At 65.1% G+C, this 26,214-nt stretch carries 23 protein-coding genes; 16 read left to right on the top strand and 7 right to left on the bottom strand.

Going from position 1 to position 26,214, the window contains the following annotated elements:
- Positions 1–29: 29 nt before the first annotated feature.
- On the top strand, positions 30–1,016 hold the full coding sequence (locus tag FJV83_RS07260) for a helix-turn-helix domain-containing protein (protein WP_095773709.1): 987 nt from the start codon (positions 30–32) through the stop codon (positions 1,014–1,016).
- Positions 1,017–1,033: 17 nt separating this feature from the next.
- On the opposite strand, the gene FJV83_RS07255 is transcribed toward FJV83_RS07260, so the two are convergent.
- Positions 1,034–1,591, bottom strand: coding sequence for a sugar O-acetyltransferase (locus FJV83_RS07255; RefSeq protein ID WP_095773489.1), 558 nt, complete (start codon positions 1,589–1,591; stop codon positions 1,034–1,036).
- A gap of 145 nt (positions 1,592–1,736) precedes the next feature.
- Between FJV83_RS07255 and FJV83_RS07250 the strand changes: the two genes are divergently transcribed.
- From FJV83_RS07250 to FJV83_RS07235, 4 genes are all read left to right on the top strand, one after another.
- Entirely contained in the window at positions 1,737–2,198 is a 462-nt protein-coding gene (locus tag FJV83_RS07250) for a DUF4126 domain-containing protein (RefSeq protein ID WP_095790150.1), read from the top strand.
- Complete coding sequence (locus FJV83_RS07245) at positions 2,195–3,571, top strand: FAD-containing oxidoreductase (protein WP_142884420.1); 1,377 nt, start codon at positions 2,195–2,197, stop codon at positions 3,569–3,571. The genes FJV83_RS07250 and FJV83_RS07245 overlap by 4 nt, the downstream gene beginning before the upstream one ends.
- A gap of 111 nt (positions 3,572–3,682) precedes the next feature.
- Positions 3,683–4,858, top strand: a complete 1,176-nt coding sequence (locus FJV83_RS07240; protein ID WP_142884421.1) for an MFS transporter — start codon at positions 3,683–3,685, stop codon at positions 4,856–4,858.
- A 110-nt stretch (positions 4,859–4,968) separates the two neighbouring features.
- Positions 4,969–6,024, top strand: a complete 1,056-nt coding sequence (locus FJV83_RS07235; protein WP_142884422.1) for a succinylglutamate desuccinylase/aspartoacylase family protein — start codon at positions 4,969–4,971, stop codon at positions 6,022–6,024.
- Between the two features lies 1 nt (position 6,025).
- Here the strand turns inward: FJV83_RS07235 and FJV83_RS07230 are convergent, their stop codons facing one another.
- Positions 6,026–6,796, bottom strand: coding sequence for an isocitrate lyase/phosphoenolpyruvate mutase family protein (locus tag FJV83_RS07230; RefSeq protein WP_142884423.1), 771 nt, complete (start codon positions 6,794–6,796; stop codon positions 6,026–6,028).
- Positions 6,797–7,115: 319 nt separating this feature from the next.
- Here FJV83_RS07230 and FJV83_RS07225 point away from each other — a divergent pair, with 319 nt between their 5' ends.
- On the top strand, positions 7,116–9,305 hold the full coding sequence (locus tag FJV83_RS07225; RefSeq protein ID WP_142884424.1) for an anthranilate synthase: 2,190 nt from the start codon (positions 7,116–7,118) through the stop codon (positions 9,303–9,305).
- Positions 9,306–9,310: 5 nt separating this feature from the next.
- Positions 9,311–10,258 (top strand): cation diffusion facilitator family transporter, encoded by a 948-nt coding sequence (locus tag FJV83_RS07220; RefSeq protein WP_095773484.1) that lies wholly within the window; start codon positions 9,311–9,313, stop codon positions 10,256–10,258.
- Between the two features lie 11 nt (positions 10,259–10,269).
- Here the strand turns inward: FJV83_RS07220 and FJV83_RS07215 are convergent, their stop codons facing one another.
- On the bottom strand, positions 10,270–11,373 hold the full coding sequence (locus FJV83_RS07215) for a hypothetical protein (RefSeq protein WP_142884425.1): 1,104 nt from the start codon (positions 11,371–11,373) through the stop codon (positions 10,270–10,272).
- Positions 11,374–11,467: 94 nt separating this feature from the next.
- On the opposite strand from FJV83_RS07215, the gene FJV83_RS07210 reads away from it, so the two are divergent.
- The 4 genes from FJV83_RS07210 to FJV83_RS07195 all read left to right on the top strand — a co-directional run bounded on the left by FJV83_RS07210 (position 11,468) and on the right by FJV83_RS07195 (position 14,286).
- Positions 11,468–11,905 carry a DsrE family protein gene (locus FJV83_RS07210; RefSeq protein WP_095790128.1) on the top strand — a complete coding sequence of 146 codons (438 nt, stop codon included), beginning with the start codon at positions 11,468–11,470 and terminating at the stop codon, positions 11,903–11,905.
- Positions 11,906–11,966: 61 nt separating this feature from the next.
- Positions 11,967–12,749 carry an SDR family oxidoreductase gene (locus FJV83_RS07205; protein ID WP_142884426.1) on the top strand — a complete coding sequence of 261 codons (783 nt, stop codon included), beginning with the start codon at positions 11,967–11,969 and terminating at the stop codon, positions 12,747–12,749.
- A gap of 63 nt (positions 12,750–12,812) precedes the next feature.
- Positions 12,813–13,121, top strand: coding sequence for a putative quinol monooxygenase (locus tag FJV83_RS07200; RefSeq protein WP_095773480.1), 309 nt, complete (start codon positions 12,813–12,815; stop codon positions 13,119–13,121).
- A 67-nt stretch (positions 13,122–13,188) separates the two neighbouring features.
- Positions 13,189–14,286 carry an AbrB family transcriptional regulator gene (locus FJV83_RS07195; protein WP_142884427.1) on the top strand — a complete coding sequence of 366 codons (1,098 nt, stop codon included), beginning with the start codon at positions 13,189–13,191 and terminating at the stop codon, positions 14,284–14,286.
- Positions 14,287–14,311: 25 nt separating this feature from the next.
- Here FJV83_RS07195 and FJV83_RS07190 read toward each other — a convergent pair whose 3' ends face one another.
- Positions 14,312–15,196: a LysR family transcriptional regulator gene (locus tag FJV83_RS07190; RefSeq protein ID WP_142877390.1), complete on the bottom strand. Its 885-nt coding sequence runs from the start codon at positions 15,194–15,196 to the stop codon at positions 14,312–14,314.
- 147 nt (positions 15,197–15,343) lie between these two features.
- Here FJV83_RS07190 and FJV83_RS07185 point away from each other — a divergent pair, with 147 nt between their 5' ends.
- From FJV83_RS07185 to FJV83_RS07175, 3 genes are all read left to right on the top strand, one after another.
- Positions 15,344–16,879 carry an MFS transporter gene (locus FJV83_RS07185; protein WP_142884428.1) on the top strand — a complete coding sequence of 512 codons (1,536 nt, stop codon included), beginning with the start codon at positions 15,344–15,346 and terminating at the stop codon, positions 16,877–16,879.
- Between the two features lie 110 nt (positions 16,880–16,989).
- The gene (locus FJV83_RS07180; RefSeq protein ID WP_142884429.1) at positions 16,990–19,101 is read left to right on the top strand and encodes a TonB-dependent siderophore receptor; all 2,112 of its coding nucleotides are present in this window, start codon (positions 16,990–16,992) and stop codon (positions 19,099–19,101) included.
- Positions 19,101–20,318, top strand: a complete 1,218-nt coding sequence (locus tag FJV83_RS07175; RefSeq protein WP_142884430.1) for an MFS transporter — start codon at positions 19,101–19,103, stop codon at positions 20,316–20,318. Before FJV83_RS07180 ends, FJV83_RS07175 begins: the two co-directional genes overlap by 1 nt.
- Positions 20,319–20,326: 8 nt before the next feature.
- Here the strand turns inward: FJV83_RS07175 and FJV83_RS07170 are convergent, their stop codons facing one another.
- On the bottom strand, positions 20,327–21,400 hold the full coding sequence (locus FJV83_RS07170) for a siderophore-interacting protein (protein ID WP_142884431.1): 1,074 nt from the start codon (positions 21,398–21,400) through the stop codon (positions 20,327–20,329).
- A gap of 165 nt (positions 21,401–21,565) precedes the next feature.
- Here FJV83_RS07170 and FJV83_RS36360 point away from each other — a divergent pair, with 165 nt between their 5' ends.
- Positions 21,566–21,808 carry a hypothetical protein gene (locus FJV83_RS36360; RefSeq protein WP_185973262.1) on the top strand — a complete coding sequence of 81 codons (243 nt, stop codon included), beginning with the start codon at positions 21,566–21,568 and terminating at the stop codon, positions 21,806–21,808.
- 64 nt (positions 21,809–21,872) lie between these two features.
- Here the strand turns inward: FJV83_RS36360 and FJV83_RS07160 are convergent, their stop codons facing one another.
- Positions 21,873–22,649, bottom strand: coding sequence for an alpha/beta hydrolase-fold protein (locus FJV83_RS07160; protein ID WP_095773474.1), 777 nt, complete (start codon positions 22,647–22,649; stop codon positions 21,873–21,875).
- 4 nt (positions 22,650–22,653) lie between these two features.
- Positions 22,654–23,820, bottom strand: a complete 1,167-nt coding sequence (locus FJV83_RS07155) for an ATP-grasp domain-containing protein (RefSeq protein ID WP_095773473.1) — start codon at positions 23,818–23,820, stop codon at positions 22,654–22,656.
- Positions 23,821–24,246: 426 nt separating this feature from the next.
- Between FJV83_RS07155 and leuA the strand changes: the two genes are divergently transcribed.
- Positions 24,247–25,992, top strand: coding sequence for a 2-isopropylmalate synthase (leuA, locus tag FJV83_RS07145; protein WP_142884432.1), 1,746 nt, complete (start codon positions 24,247–24,249; stop codon positions 25,990–25,992).
- The last annotated feature ends 222 nt before the right edge of the window (positions 25,993–26,214 follow it).

The raw sequence follows: 26,214 nt of genomic DNA, 5'->3' as shown, positions 1-26,214 counted from the left end.
ACAATCCAGCTTCCGAACCGGAAGCGCCCATGACCGCCCCGATCATTGCCGCCCTCGCCTTCGACGGCATCAGCCCGTTCCACCTCTCCGTGCCTTGCCTGGTGTTCGGCGCCGACCGCACGAGGCTCGGCCTGCCGCGCTTCGACTTCCGCGTCTGCGGGGTCGAGCAAGGCATGATCCGGACCGATGCCGGGCTGAGCATCCTTGTCCCGCACGGTCTGTCCGCGCTCGACGATGCCGACATCATCATCATCCCGAGCTGGAAGGATCTCGAAGCCCCGCTGGCCGGGCCGCTCGACGAAGCGCTCGGTCGCGCGCACCGGCGCGGCGCGCTGATCGTCGGCCTGTGCCTCGGCACCTTTGCCATTGCCGCCGCCGGCCTGCTTTCAGGCCGGAAGGCGACCACGCACTGGGCCTATACGGACCAGCTGCGCGCCCTGCACCCCGACATCTCGGTCGATGCCGACGTGCTCTATGTCGACGATGGCGACATCGTCACCTCCGCCGGTGTCGCCGCCGGGCTGGATTGCTGCCTGCATATCGTGCGCGCCCGCTATGGCGCGGAAGCGGCACTGCGGCTCGCCCGGCACGTCGTGCTCTCGCCGCACAGGCAGGGCGGGCAGGCGCAGTTCATCGAACGCCCCGTGGCAAAGAGCGCGAATGCCGATCGCTTCACCCAGGCGCTTGACGCGGTGCGCGCCACGCTCGGCGAGGCGCACAGCCTCGACAGCGTCGCCGAGGCCGCCGGTCTGACGCGGCGTACCTTCACCCGCCGCTTCCAGAAATCGATCGGCACCAGCTTTGGCGATTGGCTGACCAGCCAGCGCATCGAACTGGCGCAGCGGCTGCTGGAAGCGACGGAAAAATCGATGGACATCGTGGCCTTCGAGGCCGGCTTCGGCAGCGCCACCTCGCTGCGCCAGCATTTCGCCGCAAGGCTGAGGACATCGCCGGCGCAGTATCGGCGCGAATTCTCCCAGCGGATTGACCAGGAAGAACGGATGGCGCAGGCCTGATTGCTTGCGGCGGAAATTCAGCCGCGCTTGACCGGCCGCGCCGGATTGCCGACTACCGTCTCGTTTGCAGGCACATCACGCGTCACCACCGCGCCGGCGCCGACGATGGCGCCCTCGCCGATGCTGACGCCGCCAAGGATGACCGCGCTGCCGCCGATCCAGGCATGGGCGCCGATCTCGACCGGCCTGGCGATCTCCAGCCCAGCTTGCCGCCCAGTGGCTTCCTTGTGGTGTTCGGCGCAATAGATCTGCACATTGGGGCCAAGCAGCGTTCCCTTGCCGATGCGCACGCTTGCCGTGTCGAGAACGGTGCAGCCGGCGTTGAGGAACACGCCATCGCCGAGAACGATGTTGAAGCCGTAGGCGCAGTGGAACGGCGCCTCGATGCGGGCGCCCTCGCCCACGCCGCCGAGCAATGCCTTGAGGTCCGGCCCGAGATTGCCGCGCTGCCTTGGCGGCAGGCAATTGTGCTCGAACACCGCGTCGCGCGCGAGGGCACGCAGCGCCTCCAGCTCGTCATCGAGGCAAGAGTACCATTCGCCGGCCGCCATCTTCGCGCGCTCGCTTCCAGCCATGGCGGGTCCCCAATTGACGTCCTTGCGTCCTTGCAAAGCATAGTTGCGACCAGCAGAAAAGCGCCAATCCAAGTACTGGTCAAATATCGGACCTATGGTAGCCTGCCGTTCAGGCCGTCCTGGCCTGGTGATCGAGGGGATCAACATGCTCTATCTTCTTGCACTTCTGATCGGCGTCATCGCCGGCCTGCGCGCCATGACCGCGCCGGCCGCGGTCGCCTGGGGCGCCTATCTCGGCTGGCTGCCGGTTGCCGGCACCTGGGCAAGCTTCATGAGCCATTGGGCCGCTGTCGGCATCTTCACCATCCTCGCCATCGTCGAGCTGGTCACCGACCAGCTGCCGTCGACGCCGAGCCGTAAAGTGCCGCAACAGTTCGGCGCCCGCATCATCATGGGCGCCTTCACCGGCGCGGTGATCGGCGCGACCGCCGGCGCCACCATCGTCTGCCTGATCGCCGGCGCCATCGGTGCCGTCATCGGCACGCTGGGCGGCGCCGAAGCGCGCGGCCGGCTTGCGGCTGCTTTCGGCAAGGACCCGCCCGCCGCCTTCATCGAGGACGCGGTGGCGATCATCGGCGGCCTGCTGATCGTGGCGGCGGTGGCATGACGGCAAAAACTTTCGACGCCATCATCATCGGCGCCGGCCAGGCCGGCACACCGCTCGCCGGCAGGCTGAACGCAGCCGGCATGAGCGTGGCGCTGATCGAGCGCAAGCTGGTCGGCGGCACCTGCGTCAACACTGGTTGCATCCCGACCAAGACGATGGTGGCGAGCGCCTATGCCGCGCATCTGGCGCGGCGCGCCGCCGACTATGGCGTGACGCTCAGTGGCCCTGTCGGCGTCGACTATGCCAAGATCAAGGCGCGCAAGGACAAGGTTTCGGGCGCCTCCCGCACCGGACTGGAAACGTGGATCGCCGGCATGGACAAATGCACGCTCTATCGCGGCCATGCGCGCTTCGAATCCGCCAATGCGGTGCGCGTCGGCGACGACCTTCTGACCGCCGACAGGATCTTCCTCAACACCGGAGGCCGCGCTTCCGTGCCCGATTTGCCCGGCGTCCACGACATCGACTATCTGACCAATTCCTCGATGATGGATCTCGAGGTCCTGCCGCGCCATCTGGTCGTCGTCGGCGGCAGCTACATCTCGCTCGAATTCGCGCAGATGTTCCGCCGTTTCGGCAGCGAAGTCACCGTCATCGAGAAGAGCCCGCGCCTGACCGGCCGCGAGGACGAGGACGTCTCGGCCACCATCCTGTCCATCCTCGAAAACGAAGGCATCACGGTCCATGTCGGCGCCGACGACATCGGTTTCGCCAAACAGGGCGACGATATCGCCGTGGCCTTCTCGGCCGGCAAGCCGCCGGCCGTCGGTTCTCATGTGCTGCTGGCGCTTGGCCGAACGCTCAACACCGACGATCTCGGCCTCGACCGAGCCGGCGTCGCCGTCGACAAGCGTGGCGCCGTTATCGTGGACGACCAGCTGCGCACCAGCGTCCCAGGCATCTGGGCGATGGGCGACTGCAACGGCAGGGGCGCTTTCACCCACACTTCCTACAATGACTACGAGATCGTCGCCGCCAACCTGCTCGACAACGACCCACGCAAGGTCAGCGACCGCATCGAGGCCTATGCGCTTTACATCGACCCGCCGCTCGGCCGCTGCGGCATGACCGAGGCGGCGGTGAAGAAATCCGGACGTCGCGCGCTGGTCGGCCAGCGGCCGATGACCCGCGTCGGCCGCGCCGTTGAAAAAGGCGAGACGCAAGGCTTCATGAAGATCTTCGTCGACGCCGACACGCGGCAGATCCTCGGCTGTTGCGTGCTCGGTCCCGGCGGCGACGAGGCGGTGCATTGCGTGCTCGATCTGATGTACGCCAAGGCGCCGGTCGACACGCTGGCGCGCGCGACGCACATCCACCCCACTGTCTCGGAACTGCTGCCCACGATTGCCCAGGAGCTGAAGCCGCTGGCCTGAGGCACCTAAAGCTCCAGACATTCTGCATTGGTGCATTGCAGCAATGTGCATTGCGCATAGCTCAACTCCTCGCGCAATCTCTGGATTGAACCGATTCAGTCTGGACGCTCCATGCCTCTGCCGATCCTTGCGCTTGCCATCGCGTCCTTCTGCATCGGCACCACCGAATTCGTCATCATGGGCCTGCTGCCGGAGGTCGCCGCCGACCTTCGCGTGTCGATCCCTTCGGCCGGCCTGCTGGTCACTGGCTATGCGCTCGGCGTCGTCTTCGGCGCCCCGATCGTCGCCATGGCCACCGCGCATCTGCCGCGCAAGCCGGTGCTGGTGGGGCTGGCCGCGTCGTTCGTCGTCGGCAATCTGTTCTGCGCCATCGCGCCTGACTACTGGACACTGATGGCGGCGCGTGTCTTCACCGCTTTTGGGCACGGCGCTTTCTTCGGCATCGGCTCGGTGGTTGCCGCCAGCCTGGTGCCGCGCAACAAACGCGCCAGCGCCATGGCGCTGATGTTTGCCGGCCTGACGCTTTCCAACATTCTGGGCGTTCCTGCCGGCACAGCACTTGGCGAAGCTTTCGGCTGGCGCTCCACATTCATCGCCGTGGTCGGCATCGGCCTGATCTCGGTCGCCGCCATCGCCTGGCTGGTGCCGTCGGATGTCACGGAGCCGAGCGGCGGCGGCCTGCGCGGCGAGTTGCGGGTGCTGGGCAGGCTGCAGGTCTGGCTGGCGATGCTGATCGCCTCGCTGGCCTCGGCCAGCCTGTTTGCCGTCTTCACCTACATAAAACCCTACCTCACCGACGTGTCCGGCCTGTCGACCTCGGCGGTCACCTGGGTGCTCCTGCTGTTCGGCGCCGGCATGACCATCGGCAACATCATTGGTGGGCGGCTGGCGGACTGGAAGCTGATGCCGACCGTCATCGGCACGCTGCTGTCGATGGCAGCGCTGTTCGTCGCTTTCACACAGTTCGGCGCGATTGCCAGCGTCGCCATCGGCATCGTCTTCCTTTGGGGACTGCTCATCTTCGTCGTCGTGCCGCCGCTGCAGATCCGCGTCGTCGAGGCCGCTTCCGAAGGGCCGAACCTTGCCGCCACGCTGAACCAGGGCGCCTTCAATGTCGGCAATGCCAGCGGCGCCTGGATTGGCGGCGTGGCGCTTTCGGCGGGCGTCTCCTACGCCCACCTGCCGCTGGTCGGCACGGTGCTCGCCTTGCTGGCGGTCACCGTCGCGGTGCTGTCGCAGGCGCTGGACCGGCGCGCGTCTGTCCCGCTCCAGGCTGCAGCCGAATAGGCATCCATTCGCCAAAGCGACGGAAATCTTGCGCCCATAGCGCGGCCGACTGGACCAATCGACAGCGATACCTCAAATGGGCATGTCTTCTCGCTCCAATGGAGGAAGTCATGCAGAAATCGATCGAACGCATCGCCGGCGACAGCGAGGGCGTTTCCTACGAATTCCCGGTGTTCCGCTTCACAGGTAGCGACAAGGCGGCGCCCTCGGCCTATCTGCAGGCCGCCCTCCATGCCGGCGAACTGCCGGGCGTCGTCGCCATCGACGCGCTGATGCCGGCGCTGAACAAGGCCGCTGCCGAAGGCCGCATCAAGGGCGACATCACCATCGTGCCCTGGGCCAACCCGATCGGCCGCGCGCAATATCATTTCGGCGAGCATCAGGGCCGCTTTCACCTGGGCACCCGCACCAATTTCAACCGCGCCTTTCCGCTGCTTGCCGCGCCCGACGCCAGGCTCTTGCCCGACACCAGCTTTGGCGGCGCCGACCAGCGGCTGAAGTCCCGCCTGGTGCAGCTGTCGCTCGGCCACGACATCGTTCTCGACCTGCACTGCGACGACGAGGGCCTTGCCTATCTTTACATCCACACCAGCCTGTGGCCGGCCATGGCCGATTGCGCCGCCGCCATGGGCGTCGACGCAGTGGTACTGTGGAGCGAGGACACTGACGGCACCTTCGAGGGCGCCTCGATCATGCCCTACCAGAACGTTCCCGCCGAAATGGCGAAGTTCGACCGGCGCGTCGCCGCCACGGTCGAATATCGCGGCATACTCGACGTCGATGGCGCGCTCGCCGCGACGGACGCCGACGGGCTTTACCGGTTGCTGGTGGCACGCGGTGTGATCGTCGACAGCGCGCTGCCCGCGCCCGGTCCATTCAAGGGCGTCGTCGCGCCATTGGAAAATATCGACATGATGCCGGCGCCACGGGCCGGCGCTGTGCTCTATGACGTGAAGCCCGGCGATCGCGTCATCAGGGGCGATCGTCTCGCCACCATCGTCCACGCGCCGGGCGAAACCGATGGCCGCGCGGAAGTGTTCGCGCCGCAGGACGGCATCATCCTGACGCGTCGCTCGCGTCGCATCACCCGCGCCGGCGAGGATCTGCTGAAGCTGGTCGGCGACAGGAAGAGCGTCGATGCCAGGTCGGGTACGCTGGAGGACTGACCTAGCCCGAGATCGCCAGCCGCGCCTTGGCTTCCAGCCATTCCGCCATTTGCCGGTATGGCACCGGACCGTGGCTGACGCGGGCGACGCCGAGTTCGGCCAGCCGCTGGCGCGGCGGCACATGCGCCAATGCGATGATGTTGACCGGCAGTGCTGTCGCCCTGCACAGCGCCTCGATGAGACCCTCGTCGCCAAGGCCCGGCGCAAAGAAACCGCTCGCTCCGGCCCTTTCATAGGCATGCGCCCGCTCGATCGCCTGGTCGAGCAGCGTCTTGTCATGCGCATCGGGCTTGGCCTTGAGGAAGATGTCGGTGCGGGCGTTGAGGAAGGCCGGGATACCCGAGGCCTTGACGGCGGCCGCGGCCGCTTCGACCCGCTTCACCTGGACAGCAATGTCGTGCAGGCCGGTGCCGCCAACGATCTGGTCCTCGAAGTTGAAGCCGAAAGCGCCGGCCTGCAAGGCGCGTGTCACCGTCCGGGCGACGACTTCCGGCTCGACGCCGTAGCCGCCTTCGAGATCCATGGTCACCGGCAGATCGACCGCCTGCACGATGCGCCTGATGTTGTCGAGCGCCAGTTCCAGCGGGATTTTCTCGCCATCGGCATAGCCGAAGGCGGCCGCAACCGGCCAGCTTCCGGTGGCGATGGCCTTGGCTCCTGCTTTCTCGACGATCTTGGCCGAGCCCGGATCCCAGGCATTGTAGAGAACGATCGGGTTGCCCTTGACGTGAAGGGAATGGAACGTCCGCGCGCGCTGGGCCTGGTCGGTCATGGGTGTTTCCCGTCTTGGTATCGTTGGAAGTCCAGCCTAGCCGGGACCGCCGGCCCTGGCGATGTGCCATGAGCCCTTGAAGCGGCGGCCACCGGACGGACCTTTCAAACCTGTTGCGCATCCGGTTTTTCGCCGCTATGGATTTCGCCATGAACATGCGTTCGACCAAGACCATTTGGTGGTGGGCCTGCTGACAGCGGCCTGTTCGAACGCGCGTGCGTGAAAAGAGAGGGTGGCCGCAACGGAAAGTCCGGGCGGCCATTTGTTTTTTAAAAGCCAGTCCCGGGTCCGTTGCCCCAACAAGCTGATGGAGACGGCAATGACGATGAAGGTTCTGGAAAACGGCGCTGAAAGTTTCGTGACCGCGGGTGGCATCACCATTGCGCGTGAGCGCCACGACCGGCCCTATGCGGGGGCGATCGACGCCTATGTCGATGGCTTGAACTCGCGCCGGGGCGCGGTGTTTTCCTCCAACTACGAATATCCCGGCCGCTACACACGCTGGGACACCGCCATCATCGACCCTCCTTTGGTCATCTCCGCGCGCGGCCGCGCCATGCGCATCGAAGCGCTGAACCGCCGTGGCCAGGCGCTGCTGCCGGTCATCGGCAAGACGCTGGGCAGCCTTGCCGACATCACCATCGCGGAGACGACGAAGACGCTGATCCGCCTCGACGTCACCAAGCCCGGCCGCGTCTTCACCGAGGAGGAGCGCAGCCGCGTGCCTTCGGTCTTTACCGTGTTGCGCGCCATCACCGCTTTGTTCAAGACCGACGAAGACGCCAATCTCGGCCTCTATGGCGCCTTCGGTTACGACCTCGCCTTCCAGTTCGACCCGGTCGACTACAAGCTCGTGCGCAAGCCGAGCCAGCGCGACCTGGTGCTGTTCCTGCCCGACGAGATCCTGGTGGTCGACCACTATTCGGCCAAGGCCTGGACCGACCGCTACGACTATTCAGGCGAGGGATTTTCGACCGAAGGCCTGCCGCGCGACGCAATCGCCGAGCTGTTCAAAACCGCCGACCGCATCCCGCCGCGCGGCGACCATGAGCCGGGCGAATATGCCAGCCTTGTGCGGCGCGCCATGGACTCGTTCAAGCGCGGCGACCTGTTCGAGGTCGTGCCCGGCCAGATGTTCTACGAGCGCTGCGAAACCCAGCCCTCCGAGATTTCGCGCAAGCTGAAATCGATCAACCCCTCGCCCTATTCCTTCTTCATCAATCTGGGCGAAAACGAATATCTGATCGGCGCCTCGCCCGAAATGTTCGTGCGCGTCAACGGCCGCCGCGTCGAAACCTGCCCGATCTCCGGCACCATCAAGCGCGGCGACGATGCGATCTCGGATAGCGAGCAGATCCTGAAACTGCTCAATTCGAAGAAGGACGAGTCCGAGCTCACAATGTGCTCGGACGTCGACCGCAACGACAAGTCGCGGGTCTGCGAGCCGGGTTCGGTGCGCGTCATCGGCCGCCGCCAGATCGAGATGTATTCGCGCCTGATCCACACCGTCGACCACATAGAGGGCCGCCTGCGCGAAGGCATGGACGCCTTCGACGCCTTCCTGTCGCATGCCTGGGCAGTCACCGTCACCGGCGCGCCGAAACTGTGGGCCATGCGCTTCATCGAGCAGAACGAGAAGAGCCCGCGCGCCTGGTATGGCGGAGCGATCGGCATGGTCAATTTCAACGGCGACATGAACACCGGCCTCACGCTGCGCACCATCCGCATCAAGGACGGCATCGCCGAGGTGCGCGCCGGCGCCACATTGCTGTTCGACAGCATTCCCGAGGAAGAAGAAGCCGAAACCGAACTGAAGGCATCCGCCATGCTCTCCGCCATCCGCGACGCCAAGATGGGTAATTCCGCCAGCACCGAGCGCACCACCGCGCGCGTCGGCGACGGCGTCAACATCCTGCTCGTCGACCACGAGGACTCTTTCGTCCACACGCTGGCCAACTACTTCCGCCAGACCGGCGCCAATGTCTCGACCGTGCGCACGCCGGTGCCGGAAGAAGTCTTCGAGCGGCTGAAGCCGGACCTCGTCGTGCTCTCACCCGGACCAGGCACGCCGAAGGATTTCGATTGCGCCGCGACCATCAGACGAGCGCGCGCCCGCGACCTGCCGATCTTCGGCGTCTGCCTGGGCCTGCAGGCGCTGGCCGAAGCCTATGGCGGGGAACTGCGCCAGTTGCACATTCCCATGCACGGCAAGCCCTCGCGCATCCGCGTCTCCAAGCCCGGCATCATCTTCTCCGGCCTGCCCAAGGAGGTCACCGTCGGTCGCTACCACTCCATCTTCGCCGATCCGGTGCGCCTGCCCGATGATTTCATTGTCACGGCCGAGACGGAGGACGGCATCATCATGGCTTTCGAGCACCGCAAGGAGCCGATTGCCGCCGTGCAGTTCCATCCGGAATCGATCATGACGCTCGGCCACAATGCCGGCATGCGCATCATCGAGAACATCGTCGCTCATTTGCCGCGCAAGGCGAAGGAAAAGGCAGCCTGACCTCGATGGCCGAAGCCGAGAACACGATGGCGATCGCAGCCAGGGAGGCCGCGAAGCGCAAGGTCGCCAACCTTGCCTTCTGGTCGATCGTGGTCGCCTTTGTCGTGCTCGCGCTGAAGCTGGCCGCCTGGTACATTACCGGCTCCGTCGCGCTCTATTCGGACGCTCTGGAATCGATCGTCAACGTCATTGCCTCGGTCGCCGCCTTCTGGGCGATCCAGGTCAGTTACAAGCCGGCCGACCAGGATCATCCGTTCGGCCATCACAAGGCGGAATATTTCTCGGCGGTGCTCGAAGGCGTGCTGATCGTCGTCGCCGCGCTTTTGATCCTCAACGAGGTCTGGCGCTCCTGGCAAGCGCCAGCGCCCCTGGAACGGCCCTGGAATGGCCTTGCCGTCAACGGTATCGCCACGCTGATCAACGCCTTCTGGGCCTGGACGCTGATCCGCGCCGGCCGGGCCGAAAAGTCGCCGGCGCTGGTCGCCGACGGCAATCACATCATGACCGACGTCGTCACCTCGGTGGGCGTCTTCGGCGGCCTGGTCGGGGCAATCCTGACCGGCTGGCAGATCCTCGATCCGGCGCTCGCCGTCATCGTCGCGCTCAACATCCTGTGGCAGGGTTGGCATGTCATCGGCTCGTCGATGAATGGCCTGATGGACCGTGCCGTCGACACGCAGGAAAACATGCGCATCCGCGACGTCATCTCGGCCAATTGCAAGGGCGCGCTGGAGGTGCATGACCTGAAAACCCGCATCGCCGGCCGCGCCACTTTCATCGAGTTCCATCTGGTCGTCGACGCCGACATGTCGGTCGGCGCCAGCCACGTCATCTGCGACCGGATCGAAGACGCGCTGAAAGCCGAAATCCCCTCGGTGCGCGTCACCATCCATGTCGAGCCCGACGACGAGGCCAAGCTGCCCAAGGGCACGACGGCCGTGCCGTTTGCGTGATGCCCTTCAGCTTATGGTGCGCAGGCCGATTGCGGCATTGGCTCCAGCCGATAGACCTTGTCGTCCGACTTCGTCTTGCCGTCGGCTGCCTTCGAGCAGAGATCGACGATCGGCAGGCTGCTGTTGGGGTTGGCCAGCATCATCGTGCCGTTGGCGCCGCGCTTGAGGAAGATTTCCTTCTGCGCGATGTCGCAGGAGAAATCGCTCATCTTCGAGCTTGCCGCGCAGCGCCACTGGTCGGCCTCGCCCTGGCAGGAATAAGTCTGCGTGATCTTGCCGGACTTCAGCCGCGCCGTGACCGAGACGGCGATGTCGGCGCCGTCAGGCCAGTTGGCGATGTCGCCGCCCGAAGCGAAGGACGCCAGTTCCACCGGCCCGCGGAAAACCCGGATCGACTGCGTCAGTTGCTCGGGATGCGAAGCCAGATGCGCCGCGTCATAGTCGCGGCCGTAGCAGAAGGGCTGGTCAGGCTTCAGCCGCTCGCGCAGCGGCGGGCCGAGCGCCGGATCGATCGGGTCGATGCGCGCGAACTCGGCCTTGCAGGTCGCGGCCGGCATCGGGTCGAGGCGGAAATTGTCATCTTCTGAGCCCAGCGCCTGCCTGTCATATTCGGCCTTGCCGAGTTCCTCTTCTGATCCGGCATCGAGATAGAGGTCGGCCGAGACATCGGTGACAATCAGGCGGCCTTTGTCATCGACCTTCAGCGAGGCCATGGTGCGGTCGCAGTCCATGCCGCAACGGATCGGCCCTGATGTGCCATCCTCGGATTCATGATTGCACCAGCCGCCGGCCCATTGCGGCGCCTTGGCGCCACGCACCGTCGTGGTGAGAAAGCCATTGTAGGACGTGTCGGCATTTGCCGTGGGCTCTTCGTTCGGCCGGCTGACCGGGTCATGGCCATAGTAGAAGAAGATCCGTGCCACCTTCTGCTTCGGATGCGCCTTGAGATGGGCCGCGTCATAGACCCGGCCGAAACAGACGTCCGCCCCGTTCGGGCTGAGTTCCTTAAGCTTGAGTGCGTCGGCGGCGACGGCCGTGCTCGTCAGCAAGCCAAGCAGCACGACGCCAAATCCGGCGCCCGCGACTGTCTTCCATACCCCTGCCCTGAACGTCATGTGACCTCTCCTCGCATCGACAGACGCAGCGTCAATTTATGCTAGTATTGCGGCCGCAGCCACGCAAATCGCGGCAGGATCTGAGGAGGATGCCATGCGCCGACGCGACATGTTCCGCGCGGTTCTTGCCGGGACCGCAACGTTTCTCGGCCTGCGGGCCGCGCAGGCCGCGGCCACGGAGCCCGCCAGGCTGAAGGTCGCCTATCACCTGAGCGATGTGGACAAGGTCAACTTCGTGCTCGGCAACATCAAGAACCACTATGAGGGCACCGGCGGCAATGTCGACATCGCGCTGGTCGTGCATGGCCCGGCCCTGGCGAGCTTCAAGTCGAAGGGCATATCGGCTGCTATCTCCGGCCGCTTCGCCGGCCTGGTGCAGCAGGGCCTCGAGCCGCAAGCCTGCGGCAACACCATGCGGGGCATGGATATTTCGCTCGCCGACCTGCTCGATGGTTTTCATGCCGCCGACAAGGGCGGCGTCGTCAAGCTCGCGGAACTGCAAAGCCAGGGCTATGCCTATCTACGCCCCTGAGGCTTGAACACCGGGGTGGCAAAGGCCTACGAAGGGCGGCAGACATCCCGGAGGAACAACAGTGCCAGCCACCAACACGCTCAGCATTCCCGATCTCGCCGGCAAGGCGGTGCTGGTCACCGGCGCCTCGACCGGCATCGGCGCGGCACTCGCGCTGGCCTACGCCGCGCAGAAATCCAGGGTGGCGCTGCATTACAATTCGAGCCGCCAGGCCGCCGAGAAACTCGCCAAGACCATTGCCGACAGCGGCGGCGAGGTGTTCCTCGTCCAGGGCGATTTTTCCGTCCCCGCCGACGTCGAGCGCGTCGTCGAGGACAGCGCCCAGCATTTCGGCCGCCTCGACGGGCTGGTCAACAATGCCGGCGGCATGCTCGGCCGCGTACCCTACGCCGACCAGACCGAAGCGCATTACGACGCAGTGATGGACCTCAATGCGCGTTCGGTGCTGACCGCTTCGCGCAAGGCGATGCCGTGGCTGAAGAAGCAGGGCGGCTTCATCGTCAACACCTCGTCGATCGCCGCGCGCAATGGTGCCGGCGGCGGCGCCGGCCTCTACGGCTCGGCCAAGGCCTTCGTTTCCAATGTGACGCGCGGCATGGCCAAGGAGCTGATCGGCTTCGGCATCCGCGTCAACGCCGTGGCGCCCGGCACGATCCTGACACCCTTCCATGAGCGCTATTCGACCGAAGAGCAGATCAAGGGCATGGTGGCCAACATTCCGCAGGGCCGCGCCGGCACGGCGGAAGACTGCGTCGGCGCCTATCTGTTCCTCTCCTCGGACCTGCTGAGCGGCTACATCACCGGCCAGGTGATCGAGGTGAATGGCGGCCAGTTGATGCCGTGACCGGCTATCTGCATACTGACGGTCCGCGTACTCTTGTCGAAAATTTTGAAGGGAGACAGCTGAATGTACGGACTGATCGGCAAGATGCGGGCGGCGCGCGGCCAGCGCGACGCGGTCATGGACGTGCTGCGCGCCAGCACCGGCGCCCTGCCGGGCTGCCTGAGCTATATCGTCGCCACCGACCCGGCCGATGCCGACGCGATCTGGGTGACCGAAGTGTGGACCGACCAGGCAAGTCACAAGGCCTCGCTGCAGCTTCCGGAAGTCCAGGCGGCAATCGCCAAGGCGCGACCCTTCATTGCCGGCTTCGAGTTCCAGGTGGAGACCAATCCCGTTGGCGGCTTCGGGTTGCCTGACGGCAAGACAGGCTGAGGCCTTCGGGCAGCTTTTTCAGCACGGCGGGGTTCGCATCGCCGTGCTTCGGGTCTAAGACCGACACATGGATTCCTCGGTGCAGCCTCGCGACCAGCCCGCCACCGAGCGCATGGCGCGGATGGGCACGCCCTGGCAATGGATGGTCCTGCTCACCATCTCGGCCCTGTTTGCCGGCGCGCTCGAATTCGCCGCCCTGCCGGCGGCGTTGCTGATCGGGCCAATGCTGGCAGCCATCGTCGCCGGCACCAATGGCGCCACGGTGCGGGTGCCGCGCCTGCTGTTCGGCTCCGCCCAGGCCATTGTCGGCTGTCTCGTCGCCGCGTCGATCTCGGCCGACATCTTTCCCGTCTTCCATGCCGAGTGGCCGCTGTTCCTGGGCGTCGTGATTGCGACAGTCGCGGCCTCCAGCCTGCTTGGCTGGCTGATCAGCCGCTGGCGCATCCTGCCCGGCACCACCGCCGTCTGGGGCTCCTCGCCGGGTGCGGCTACCGCCATGGTGCTGATGGCCGGCGCTTTTGGCGCCGACCAGCGCCTTGTCGCCTTCATGCAGTATCTGCGCGTCATCTTCGTTTCGATGACGGCGGCAATCGTCGCCAAAATGTGGGTCGACACATCGGGCATCGAAATCCCGCCAATCATCTGGTTTCCGCCGATCGATGTCCAAGCCTTCGCCGCCACGTCAGGCATCGCGCTGGTCGGCGGCCTGGCGGGAAAGCTGTGCCGGCTGCCCTCGCCCTTCTTCCTCGGCACCTTCATCTTCGGCGCCGTCATCCATCTCGGCCTTGATGTCGAGATGCAGCTGCCGCCCTGGCTGCTGGCAATCAGCTACGCCATGGTCGGCTGGTCGATCGGACTGAACTTCACCAGGCCGATCCTGCGCCATGCGACGCGTGCGCTGCCGCAGATCATCGCCTCGATCGTAGCGCTGATCGCCTTTTGCGGCGGGCTCGCCTTCCTGATCAGCCATCTCCTTGGCATCGATCCGCTCACCGCCTATCTGGCGACCAGCCCCGGCGGCATGGACAGCGTGGCCATCATCGCCGCCGCGGCGCAGCACGTCGACATCTCTTTCGTCATGGCGCTGCAATCGGCGCGCTTCCTGATCGTGCTGCTCGTCGGCCCGAGCGTCGCCCGGCTGGTTGCCAGAAGCATCAGGGACTGACAGGCCACTCTTCACCGCCGGCTACCTATCGCGCCGCAAGCCGCTCGGGAAGGAAATCGACGAAGACGCGCACCTTTGGCGACAGATGGCGATTGGAGGGCCACAGCATCCGGAACTGACCACGACCGTCGATATGATCGTCCAGCACGGTGCGCAGCCTTCCGTCCAGCAACGCCTCGCGGACCAGGAAATCGGGCATGCAGGCGATGCCGAGCCCCGCGATCGTGGCACCCTTCAAGGCCTCCATATTGTTGCAGGTCAGCTTCGAGCGGATCTGCGGTTCGGCGCTTCCGGTCATGAATGGCCACTCCAGCAGCCTGCCGCTGTTGAGAAAGCGGAAGTTGATGCCGAAATGCCGGATGAGATCCGCCGGCTCCCCGGGCGTGCCGTGGCGGTCGAGATAGGCGGGCGCCGCGCACAAAAGCATGCGAAAGGGTGCGACGGGTCTCGACACCAATCGTGAATCGGGCAGCTCGCCGCTGCGGATCGCGACGTCGATGCCTTCCTCGATGACGTCGACAATGCGGTCGTTGAAATCGATGTCGAGTTCGATCTCGGGATAGCGGGCCATGAACTCCGACAGCACCGGCAAAAGCAGATGGTAGGTGACGATTGGCGTCGAGACGCGCAGCCGTCCGTGCGGCGTTTCCCGTGTCCGCGACAGCATCGCCTCGGCATCGTCGATATCGTCGAGGATGCGCCGCACCCGCTCGTTGAACAGCCTGCCCTCTTCCGTCAGGCCGACGCGCCGCGTGCTGCGCTGCAGGAGCCGCACGCCGAGCTCCTGCTCGAGCCTTGCGACGCTCTTGCCGACGGCGGAGGCCGAAATGCCGAGCGCCCGGCCGGCGGCGATGAAACTGCCAAGCTCGGCGGTGCGGGCGAACGCCAGGAGGCCACTGAGACGATCCATCGTAGTCTTCCATTCGAGCGCTTCAGTCCGGTATGTCTGGAGATATAATACCATTTTTCCGGAAAGGCCGCCGACCTATCTTGTCGTTGCGACCGGCGCTGCGACCCACGCCCATGCCGGCGGATGCTGCTTCAGATAGGAAAATCCATGACCTCGAAGACCACAACCGGCCCGGCCGAGCGATGGCTCGTGCTCTTGTCGGTATGCCTTGCCGCGATGACCATGCCCTTGACCTTCACCGGCCCGGCCGTCGCGCTCTCCCGCATCGCGGCCGATCTCGGCGGCAGCCCGATCGCGCTCAACTGGGTGACGAACGCCTTCATGCTGACCTTTGGCGCCAGCCTGATGGCGGCTGGAGCGCTGGCCGACAACCACGGCCGCAAGCGCATCTTCCTCGCAGGCCTCTGCCTCTATGTCCTGGCGTCGCTCGGCGCGATGCTGGCGCCCGGCATCGTCTGGTTCGACATGTTCAGGGCAGCGCAAGGCATCGGCAGTGCCCTGGCTTTCGCCGGCGGCGCCTCCGCACTTGCGCAGGAATTCGAAGGGCAGCTGCGGCTGCGCGCCTTCTCCTTCCTCGGCACCAGTTTCGGCATCGGTCTCGCCTTCGGTCCGATCGCCTCCGGCCTGCTCATCTCCGCATTCGGCTGGCGGTCGATCTTTGTTCTGGTGGCAGTGCTGGCGATCGCCTCGGCGCTGCTGGGCCTGCGCACCATCCGGGAATCGCGCGACCCGGATGCGACCGGCCTCGACTGGGCGGGAGCCGGCACTTTCACGATCGCACTGGCTTTGCTGACCTATGGCGTCCTGCAGGCGCCGCAGAGCGGTTGGGCCGACCCCATCGTCATCGCCCTGCTTGCGGCGGCCGCCCTGTTCTTCGCTGCGTTCGTTATCGTCGAGCGGCGCGTGCGCAGGCCGATGCTCGACCTCACGCTGTTTCGCTTTCCCCGCTTCGTCGGCGTCCAGTTCCTGGCAGCGGCGCCCGCCTATGGCTTCGTCGTCCTGCTGGTGCTTTTGCCGATCCGCTTCATCGGCATTGAAGGGATGAGCGAGATCCAGGCCGGGCAGTTGATGATCTGCCTGTCGGGGCCGCTGCTGATCCTGCCCTTGCTTGCCGGCCAGCTGGCGCGCTGGGTCGCTCCCGCCACGATCTGCGGCGCGGGCCTGCTCATCGCCGCCGCCGGGCTCGTCTGGCTGAGCCTGACACCGCCGGTCGCCGTCGCACTGGTGGCGCCGCTGGTGCTGATCGGCGTCGGCATCGCCTTGCCCTGGGGGTTGATGGACGGGCTTGCCGTCAGCGTCGTGCCCAGGGAGCGCGCCGGCATGGCGGTCGGCATCTTCAACACCACCCGCGTCGCTTGCGAGGGCGTGGCGGTGGCGATCGTCATGGCGACGCTGTCTGGTTTCACGGCCAAGCAACTCGGCGCTCAAGGGCTGGCCTCGCCCGCCGAAGCGGCCGCGGCAGCGCAACTGCTGGCAACCGGCAACATCGGCGAAACAGCGCAGCGCCTGCCAATGGCCGACGCCAGTGCCTTGGTCCATGCTTACGAAACGGCTTTCGATAGGCTGCTGGTCGTGCTGGCGACAATCACCGTGCTTACCGCCATCGTCGTCTTCCTCGGTCTGCGCCGCGGTTCGGCGCCGGAACAAGACGCCGCTCCTGTCCCGGCCTGCCAGGAAGGCTGACGCCACGTGACGCCATCAAGTCCGGCAAGGCGTCAAAAAATACTTGACTCTTATACTCATATTTGAGAGCGCGGAAGCGCAACCAAAACATGAGAGTTGGAGACAGGTTAATGTCGAAGCAGTCGAGGACATGGCGCCGGGAATTATCATTGCTGGCGGGCAGCGCCATCCTCTGCCATGCTTGGCCGGCAATTGCCCAGGATGGCGGCGACGCCACCATTCTCGACCGGATCGAGGTGACAGCCGAGAGCAATGAGATCCTGAAACAGGACGGCTACGTCGCCAAGAAGGACCGCATCGGCACCAAGACCGACACCCCGATTGCCAGGATCCCGCAGGCGGTCTCGGTCGTCACGCAAAAACAGATCGAGGACCAGAAGCCGCGCACGCTGAACGACGCGCTGGGCTACACGGCCAGCGCCAACCCCAACAGCTTCGGTTTCGATACGCGCTACGACGCCTTCTTCCTGCGCGGCTTCCAGGCCTTCTACAACGGCATGTTCCGCGACGGGCTGCGCCAGTACAACGGCCCCTCCGCCTGGTTCAAGACCGAGCCCTACGGCATCGAGGGCGTCACCGTCCTCAAGGGTCCGGCCTCCTCGCTTTACGGCGTCAGTGGTCCGGGTGGCATCGTCAATGTCGTCACCAAGCGGCCCAAGGACGGGCCGTTCCACGAGATCGAGTTGCTGGCCGGCGAACACAACCGCTTCCAGGCGGCACTCGACGCCTCCGGCCCGGTCAACGACGACGGCAGCATCCTCTACCGCTTCACCAGCCTTGGCCGCCTGAGCGAGACCGGCCTGCCCGACTATCCCGACGACAAGCTCTATCTGGCGCCGGCCGTCACCTTCAAGCCGGACGAGGACACCAAACTCACCATCCTCGGCGAATATTCCAAGTCCGTCACCGGCGGCACCGCGGCCTTCTACAATTCGGCCTATGGCGTCCTGTCGAATGTCTATGAGGGCGACGCGGCCTGGAACGACTTCACCCAGGACCAGGGGCGCATCGGCTACGAGTTCGAGCATCGCTTCAACGACTGGCTGACGGTGCGCCAGAACCTGCGCTACAGCGCCGTCGATTCAGACATCGAATACAGCGGCCACTATTCGGTCGGCGCCGACCAGCCGCTGCAGCGCTATTGGGGCCACTACACCGAGGCGATGAAGAACTTCGTCGTCGACAACATGGCGCAACTCGAATTCGATACCGGCTCGGTCAGGCACACCGCGATTGCCGGCATCGACTATGCCTGGTCGGACTATGACGCCGGCAGCGGGCTTTCCTACGTCTCGGTCGACGACATCGAGGCCGCCCCCGTCCCGCATTCCGGCGGGCAGGAGATGAACCAGCTCGGCGTCTACCTGCACGACCAGATGGAGTGGAACGATCTCACCCTGTTCACCAGCGGTCGTTACGACTGGGTCGACACCACCTCAACGGCGGCCGATTTCAGCCAGTCGAAACAGAAGGACAGCGCCTTCTCCGGCCGCGTCGGCCTGTCTTACCGGACCGAATGGGGCATCATTCCCTATGTCAATTATTCGACCTCGTTCTCGCCGAACATCGGCCTTGTCTATGACGACGTCTCGAGTTCTGTCGGCCGCGTCGCCCGCCCGACCATTGCCACGCAGAAGGAGATCGGCGTCAAATACGAGATCCCCGACCATAACGCGACGATCAGCGCCGCGCTGTTCGACATCGACCAGAAGGACGGCGTCGTCTTCGACGCCTCGACCGGCATCAACAAGCAGCGCCAGCTCGACCTGAACTCGCGCGGCGTCGAGCTGGAAGCCAATGCCTCGTTGGACAACGGTTTCAGCGTCATCGCCTCCTACACCTATCTGCGCGTGAAGATCGAACGCGGCGCCGAGGGCACCGACGGCAAGGAATTGTCGGCGACGCCGAACCACATCCTGTCGCTCTGGGGCCATTATCAATTCGAGAACGGCACGCTGGAAGGGCTCGGGCTCGGCGCCGGCGTACGCTTCGCCGGCGCGAGCTACGGCGACGACGCCAACACTTTCGAGAACGACGCGCGCGCCTTCGTCGACACCTCGCTGTCCTACGACTTCGGCTACCGCAGTCCGAAGCTCGAAGGGGTCAAGCTGCAGATCAACGCCAAGAACCTGTTCGACAACCAGCAGACGATTTGCTCGGCCGGCTATTGCTACCGCGACGAAGGCCGCTCGCTGTTCGGCAGCCTGCGCTATCGCTTCTGATGTCGGTCTCGGTCCCAAACCAGGCCGCGTCGTCGCCGGCCGCCGTCGTCGCGGCGATCGGCGGCCTCTATGTCGCGCAGAGCGTGATCGGCGGCATCACCTGGACCGGCCTGCCGGCCGTGATGCGCGACCAGGGCCTGCCGCTCGACCGCATCGGCCTGCTCACCCTGATCGCCCTGCCATGGGCGCTGAAGTTCCTGTGGTCACCGGCGGTGGAGCGCCACCGCCTTCCGCCGACCGGCGAAAACCGCACGGGCGCGATCGTCCTTGTCGGCGGCCTGGTTTCCATCGCCGGATTGCTGGCCGTTGCCCAGCTCGGCCCCACCGCCTTCTGGCCCGTGATTGCCTGCCTGACAGTCGTTGCCTTTGCGGCCTCTACCGTCGACATCGCCTGCGACGGTTTTGCGGTGCAGAACCTTGCAGGGGAAAATCTCGGCTGGGGCAATGCCGCCCAGGTCGGCGGTGCTTATCTCGGCTCGGCGATCGGCGCCGGCCTTTTCCTCTATCTGGTCGAAATCCATGGCTGGCGCGCGGCGGTTTCGGCCATGGCCTCGCTGCTGGTGTTGCTCGGCCTTCCCTTCCTGCTCGGCATCGCCAGCCGATCGCGCGAGGAAATGCGCGAACACGTTCCTGCGCTCGCCGCGGCGTTGCGGCGCCCGCAGATACGCCGCGGCCTTGCGGCATCGGCGATCTACGTTCTGGCGCAGAAGGCGGCGCTGGCCATGCTCGGTCCGTTTCTGATCGATGCCGGGCTCAGCCTTGCCACCATCGGGCTGGTCAACGGCGCCGGCAGCATGATCCTCGGCGTCGCGGCCGCGCTTGCCGGCGGTGCTCTCGTGCGATGGCTGGGCACGCGCAGTGTGCTTGTCCTGGCGCTCGTCCTGCAGGCCGGATCGCTATTCACCCTCTCGGCCTTCGCGCTTTCGGGCACTTTCCCGGCGGGTCCGCTGATGGCGATAGCGATGCTGAGTTCTTCGGGCATCATGGCGCTCGGCTTCGTGGCGCTTTATGCGCAGTTCATGCGCTGGTCGGACCCGAGGCAGGCGGGCGTCGATTTCACGCTTTTCCAATGCATGGACGCATTGGTCAGCATGGCGGGCGGCGTCCTGGCCGGCTATGTGGCGCAACATCTCGGCTATGGCGCGCTGTTCGGCGGCGCCGGCGTGGTCGCGCTGCTGGCGGCGCCGGCGATCGCCATGGTCAGCGACCGCGACTGAAGACAGCGCTATTCCTCGCCGGCCCCGTCCTTGCCTTGCGCGTCTCGGCGCCAATAGGCGGTGACCAGGTGCCGGTCGCGCGGCAGGCCCCATCCCTTGCGCACGATGCTGCGGATTTCTCGGAAGTCCGCGAACTCGCACCCGGCCCAGACATAGAGATCGTCGGCCGCGGGACCGCGCTCACGCAGCGCCGCGGGCAGCAGGCCGGCGCCGCCCGCTTCGCGGCCATGCCGGTAAAGCCAGCGGACGGCGATGTTGTTGCCCGCCGCCAGCGCCATCCGGTCTCGCGGACCATCGACCTCGATGATGGCTTCGGCGCGAGCGGACGGCGCAAGCTCTTCCAGCATCCGGCCGATCGCCGGAAGCGCGGTATCGTCGCCCAGCAGAAGCAGGTTCGATGCCTCGGGCAAGCCGCCGCCGCCGGGGCCGATCATGCCGATGACGTCGCCGCCCCGCGCATCCAGCGCGAAGGCCGCGGCCGGCGTCTCGGCACCAGGATGCAGCACGAAGTCGATGTCGAGCCAGCCCTCGGCCACGTCCAGCGCGCGAATCGTGTAGACCCGCACGGTCAGCGCATCCTCGCCGGACGGCCAGACGATCAGGCCGTCGGCACCCATGGTCGGCCAGACCGCTTGCCGTCCGGTCGGCGGCAGCAGAAGCCGGACATGAAATCCGCCATGGCTGAAGCGGTCGAGGTCGCGGCCTGAGAAACGCAGGCGCTGCATATGCGGCGACAATCGCGTCGAGGACAGAACCGAAATCTCGCGGAAGAACACCGGCGTGCCGGCATCCGCGCCGTCGCCATGCCAGCGCAACCCTTCGGTCGTGCGCAGATGCGCGGCGATGTGGCCAGCAAAGATCATCTTCATGTAGGAGAGGCAGGTCTCGTCCTCCGCCGCGACGCGGATCAGCACGCCACCGTCCTCGAACGAGGCATTCAACGAGCCGTAATGCGTGCGCAATTCCCATTGGCCGACAACGCCGGTGTCGATCTCATAGTCGCTATGCTCAGCGCACAGCCTGTCCATCACCGCGCAGATGCCTTCGCTTTGGATACGAGTTTGCGCGCTCAAGGGCTTCATCGTCGGCCTTTCCATACCCAGTGCGGCGACACCGGCTGAAGCTCGGTGTCGACAAGCGTCGGCATGCCACAGCGCCGGCGGCATTGCCACTAAAACATGATTATGACAGTCATATTTTTGGACGAAACCGCGGGAAGGCGCCTTGACGCATCCGGTCTTCAGCTGATGACCGGGCTTGCGATCCGATCGCCGTCCAGCGTCAAGGGCATGTCGCCCTCGCTGTTTGAAGCCGTTGCCCGTCACGGCGACGCGGGCATGATAGACGCCGTCGCGTTGCGCGACGCGTACGATGCGAAGGTTGGACTGGACGCCGATATTGTCCGACAGGTTCCACCGAGCGATCCCGTCGCGGCCACGGAAATCGCGACCCCAGTCGCTCAGGAAAGCATCGTCGCTAGATGCGGCTAGAAGGCTTCGGTATCGCCGGCATTGGTGGCTTGGACAAGGCGGCGGATCGCGTCGCGCGTGCTCATCAGTCCAACCTGTGCATCAGATCATCATCCAGCCAGCGGCCGAAGAAATAGACCAGTTGCTTGTGCCACCACGGCCAGTCATGGCTGACGTCGCCGCCCCAATAGTCGACCCAGGCGGGAATGGATTTGTCGCGCAGGATCTGTTCCAGCTGGCGCGTCTCGACCAGCATGCGTTCTTCCCAGGCGCCCTGCCCGCAGCAAAAGATCAGCCGCAGCGCCTTCAGCCGGGCCAAAAGCTTCGGATCGACGATGCCGGGCAGGTAATCGAGCGGCGAGTTGTAGAAGATGTCGCCCTCCAGCGCCTTGCCGAAGAAATCGCGGGCCGAATAGACCCCCGACAGCGAAATGACGCCGCTTGCCAGCTCCGGAAAGCGGAAGACGAAGTTCGACGAATGGTAGCCGCCCATCGAACAGCCTGAAAACAAGGGCTTCAGCCTGCGCCCGCCATTGGCGGCCGATGCGGTGGAGAGGATTTCCGGCAGCGCCTCCTCGCGCACATAGCGGAAATAGGCCTCGTGGCGGCCGATGCGATGCGCGGCGTCGGCATGCTTGTCGAAGAAGGATTCCGAATCGATGCCGTCGACCGTGAACAGCTGGATACGGCCGGTGTCGATGAACTCGGCCAATGCGCCGACGCCACCGGAATCCTCGAACTGGTAGAACCGCCCCTGCGAGGTCGGGAACACCACCACAGGCCGGCCGGCATGCCCGTAGCGCTTGTATTCCATGTCGCGGCCGAGCTTGCCGGAGAAATGCTTGTGATAGGAGATGTCCATCGCCTCAGGCCTTTTCCGCGTGGATATAGGCAACCGCCTCGCGCAGCGCCGCCTGATCCTTCGAGCGCATCTGGTAGGCGTAATTTCCCATGGCGCGGCTGAAAACCTCTTCGATGGCCTGATGGTGGACGATCTTGTCGCGGTGCGCCGCTAGCACGTCCTCGTGGCTGTGCAAATAGTGGAGGTGCCGCTTGCGGCTGGCATAGGCGGTGAAATACTTGCCCTCATAGGGTCCGCCGGCGGCATCCTTGACCACCATGTCGGCCCATGCCGCGTAGACGTCGATGTCGAACGTGTAGTTGATGGCGTCGGTCATCCAGGCGCCGGGCGGCCGCATGTTGACCTCCAGCGCGATGATCCGGTCGTCCCTGGTCTCGAACAGCTCGATGTGGAAGAAGCGCTCGCGCACGTCGAACGCCTTCAGGATCTTGCGGCCGGCCTCCTCGACCGCTGGCCTGATATGGGGAAAGCAGGTGTAGCTCATATGGCGGTCCTTGTTGACCACCTCCATGACGCTCTGGTCGTAGCGGTGGCTGGCCGCCAGCACCACCTCGCCGTCGCGGTTGACCAGCCCGTCATAGGTCACCACCAGCCCCTCGATGAACTGCTCCATGACGAAGGTCACGTCCTCGGGCTTGTCCCGGAAGAACTGGTCGAGCTCCCCTGTGTTGGAGATCTTGAAGGTATTCGAGGCGCCTGAGCCGCTATCGGGCTTCACCACCACCGGGTAGCCGACGCGCCGGATGAAGGTCATCGCGCCGGCGCGGTCGGAGCATTTGCGCTGCGCGATGGTCTCGACGCCGCTCTTGCGGAAGAAGGCGCGCATGCGGCTCTTGCGCTTCAGGTTCTTCACGAAATCGAGCTTGGTGCCGTAGATGTTGAAGTCGGTGCGGATGTTGGCCTCCAGCTCCAGCCAGTGTTCGTTGAGCGATTCGAACCGGTCGATGCGGCCCCATTTGTGGATGAAATGCCCCATCGCCCGGAACACCGGATCGTAGTCCTCCATGTCGGCGACGCGGTAATATTCCGAAAGCGCTGCCTTCAGCCTGCCGTCCAGCACGTCATAGGGCGCATCGCCAATGCCGAGCACGGTGGCACCGGCCTTCTTCAGCCGGTCGCAGAAATCGGCGCCGTTGGTTGGAAAATGCGGCGAGAAGAACACGAAATTCATGGACACCCCCTCATGGCGGCGGCGCACCGCAGCCCCGCCGGCGCGCAAGTCTGGCGCATTTGCGCCGCCTGGGGAAGAGCACCCGCATTGGGATAATGTTCAACGGATTCAGCCCCCGCTTGCCTCTGCGGGGGCGCTCCTGTATGAGAACCGGCATGAACACACGCGCCACCATCGCTTCCCGTCAGACCGGCTTTGCCGGCGAGACCGTGCGCGCGCTTGCCTCGACCCTGCTTCTTCTCGGCCTTATCGGCGATCGCCGGGTTCGCTGAAGGAGCGCCCGGCGGTCGAACCGCCGCGCAAGCGCATGCTCCTTGGCCAGTCTCAAAATTGGCAGTCACATCAAGCGAACGAAAATCTGGTAGAGGCGCCACTCGCCAGCCATCCGTCCGAGACGGATCCGAGGGCCGCCGGGAGAACAAGACGATGAACGCACGAGAACAAATCCGCCCTGACGCCGCGGTCGCCGGCGAGCATGTGGAACCAGCCCGCGGCATGCCCGACGCGGCCCGCAAATATCAACCCTATCCGACGGTTGGCCTCACCGACCGCACCTGGCCCTCGAAGGTCATCGACAAGGCGCCGATCTGGTGTTCGGTCGACCTGCGCGACGGCAACCAGGCGCTGATCGATCCGATGGGCCATGAGCGCAAGGCGCGCATGTTCGGCCTGCTGCTCGACATGGGCTTCAAGGAGATCGAGATCGGCTTCCCCTCGGCCTCGCAGACCGACTTCGACTTTGCCCGCTGGTGCATCGAGGAAGGCAACGTGCCCGCCGATGTGTCGCTGCAGGTGCTGGTGCAGTGCCGGCCCGAGCTGATCACGCGCACCTTCGAGGCGCTGAAGGGCGCCACCAACCCGATCGTGCATTTCTACAATTCGACCAGCGAATTGCAGCGCCGCGTCGTCTTCGAAAAGGATGTGGGCGGCATCAAGCGCATCGCCACCGATGCGGCCAAGATGATCACCGACATGGCGGCCAAGGCCGGCGGCGGCTATCGCTTCGAATACTCGCCGGAAAGCTTTACCGGCACCGAGCTCGAAGTCGCGCTGGAGATCTGCAACGCCGTCACCGAGATCGTCAGGCCGACATCGGACAACAAGCTGATCATCAACCTGCCGTCGACGGTCGAGATGTCGACGCCCAACATCTATGCCGACCGCATCGAGTGGATGTGCCGCAATCTGGACAACCGCGAGAACCTGATCATCTCGCTGCATCCGCACAATGACCGCGGCACCGGCATCGCCACCACCGAGCTCGGCTTGATGGCGGGCGCGGACCGCGTCGAAGGCACGCTGTTCGGCAATGGCGAGCGCACCGGCAATGTCGACATCGTCACGCTGGCGCTCAACATGTACACGCAAGGCGTCGATCCGGGCATCGACTGCTCCGACATCAACCGCCTGAAGGACGTCTACGAATACTCGAACCAGTTGAAGATCCCCGAGCGTCACCCCTATGTCGGCGAGCTCGTCTACACCGCCTTTTCCGGCTCGCACCAGGACGCCATCAACAAGGGCATGAAGGCGCTGAAAAAGGCCAACACCGGCCTGTGGGAGGTGCCCTATCTGCCAATCGACCCGGCCGATGTCGGCCGCAGCTACGAGGCGATCATCCGCATCAACTCGCAGTCCGGCAAGGGCGGCATCGCCTATGTGCTGCAGGCCGATTACGGCCTCAATCTGCCGCGCAACCTGCAGATCGAATTCAGCCAGGCGATCCAGGCGATCACCGATGCCGAGGGCAAGGAAGTGCCGGCCAAGCGCATCCATGAGCGCTTCCTCGAAACCTATGTCGACCAGCCGGGCGCGCGCCTGAAATTCCTCGACCACCACACCTATCCCGATACAGTGGTCAAGGGCCGGCGCGTGATCGAGGCAGTGATCCTCGACAAGGGCAAGGAAGTGACCATTACCGGCACCGGCACAGGCCCGATAGACGGCTTCGTCGATGCGCTGTCGCGCCATGTCGGCATCGAGATGTCGGTGCTCGATTATTCCGAACACTCGATGCAGCGTGGCTCCAATGCATCCGCCATTTCCTATGTCGAAATGGAATATCCCGGCGGCAAGCTGTTCGGCGCCGGCATCAACACCAACATCGTCGCCGCCTCGCTGGAAGCGGTGACGTCGGCCGCCAACCGCATCGTCGGCCGCAAGCCGCGGTAGCGTCTACCGACGATTGGCGCGAGAGATCACAACCGCTCTCGCGCCAGCCGTTTTTTCGGCCTTGGCCTCAAACGGCTGACACCGGCGACCCACCAATCCTGTAGCCGGCATCGGCCGCGTCATTAACCACCGGAAAATTATCCGGTGAGGTACGCGATCGCATAAGGGGTGTATACTTGTGTGGTGATGCGAGCCCTATATGATCGCGCCTCAACCTGTGCC

Source organism: Mesorhizobium sp. WSM4307, assembly GCF_007003945.1.
Taxonomy (GTDB): domain Bacteria; phylum Pseudomonadota; class Alphaproteobacteria; order Rhizobiales; family Rhizobiaceae; genus Mesorhizobium.
This window is presented reverse-complemented; position numbering and strand designations above follow the sequence as displayed.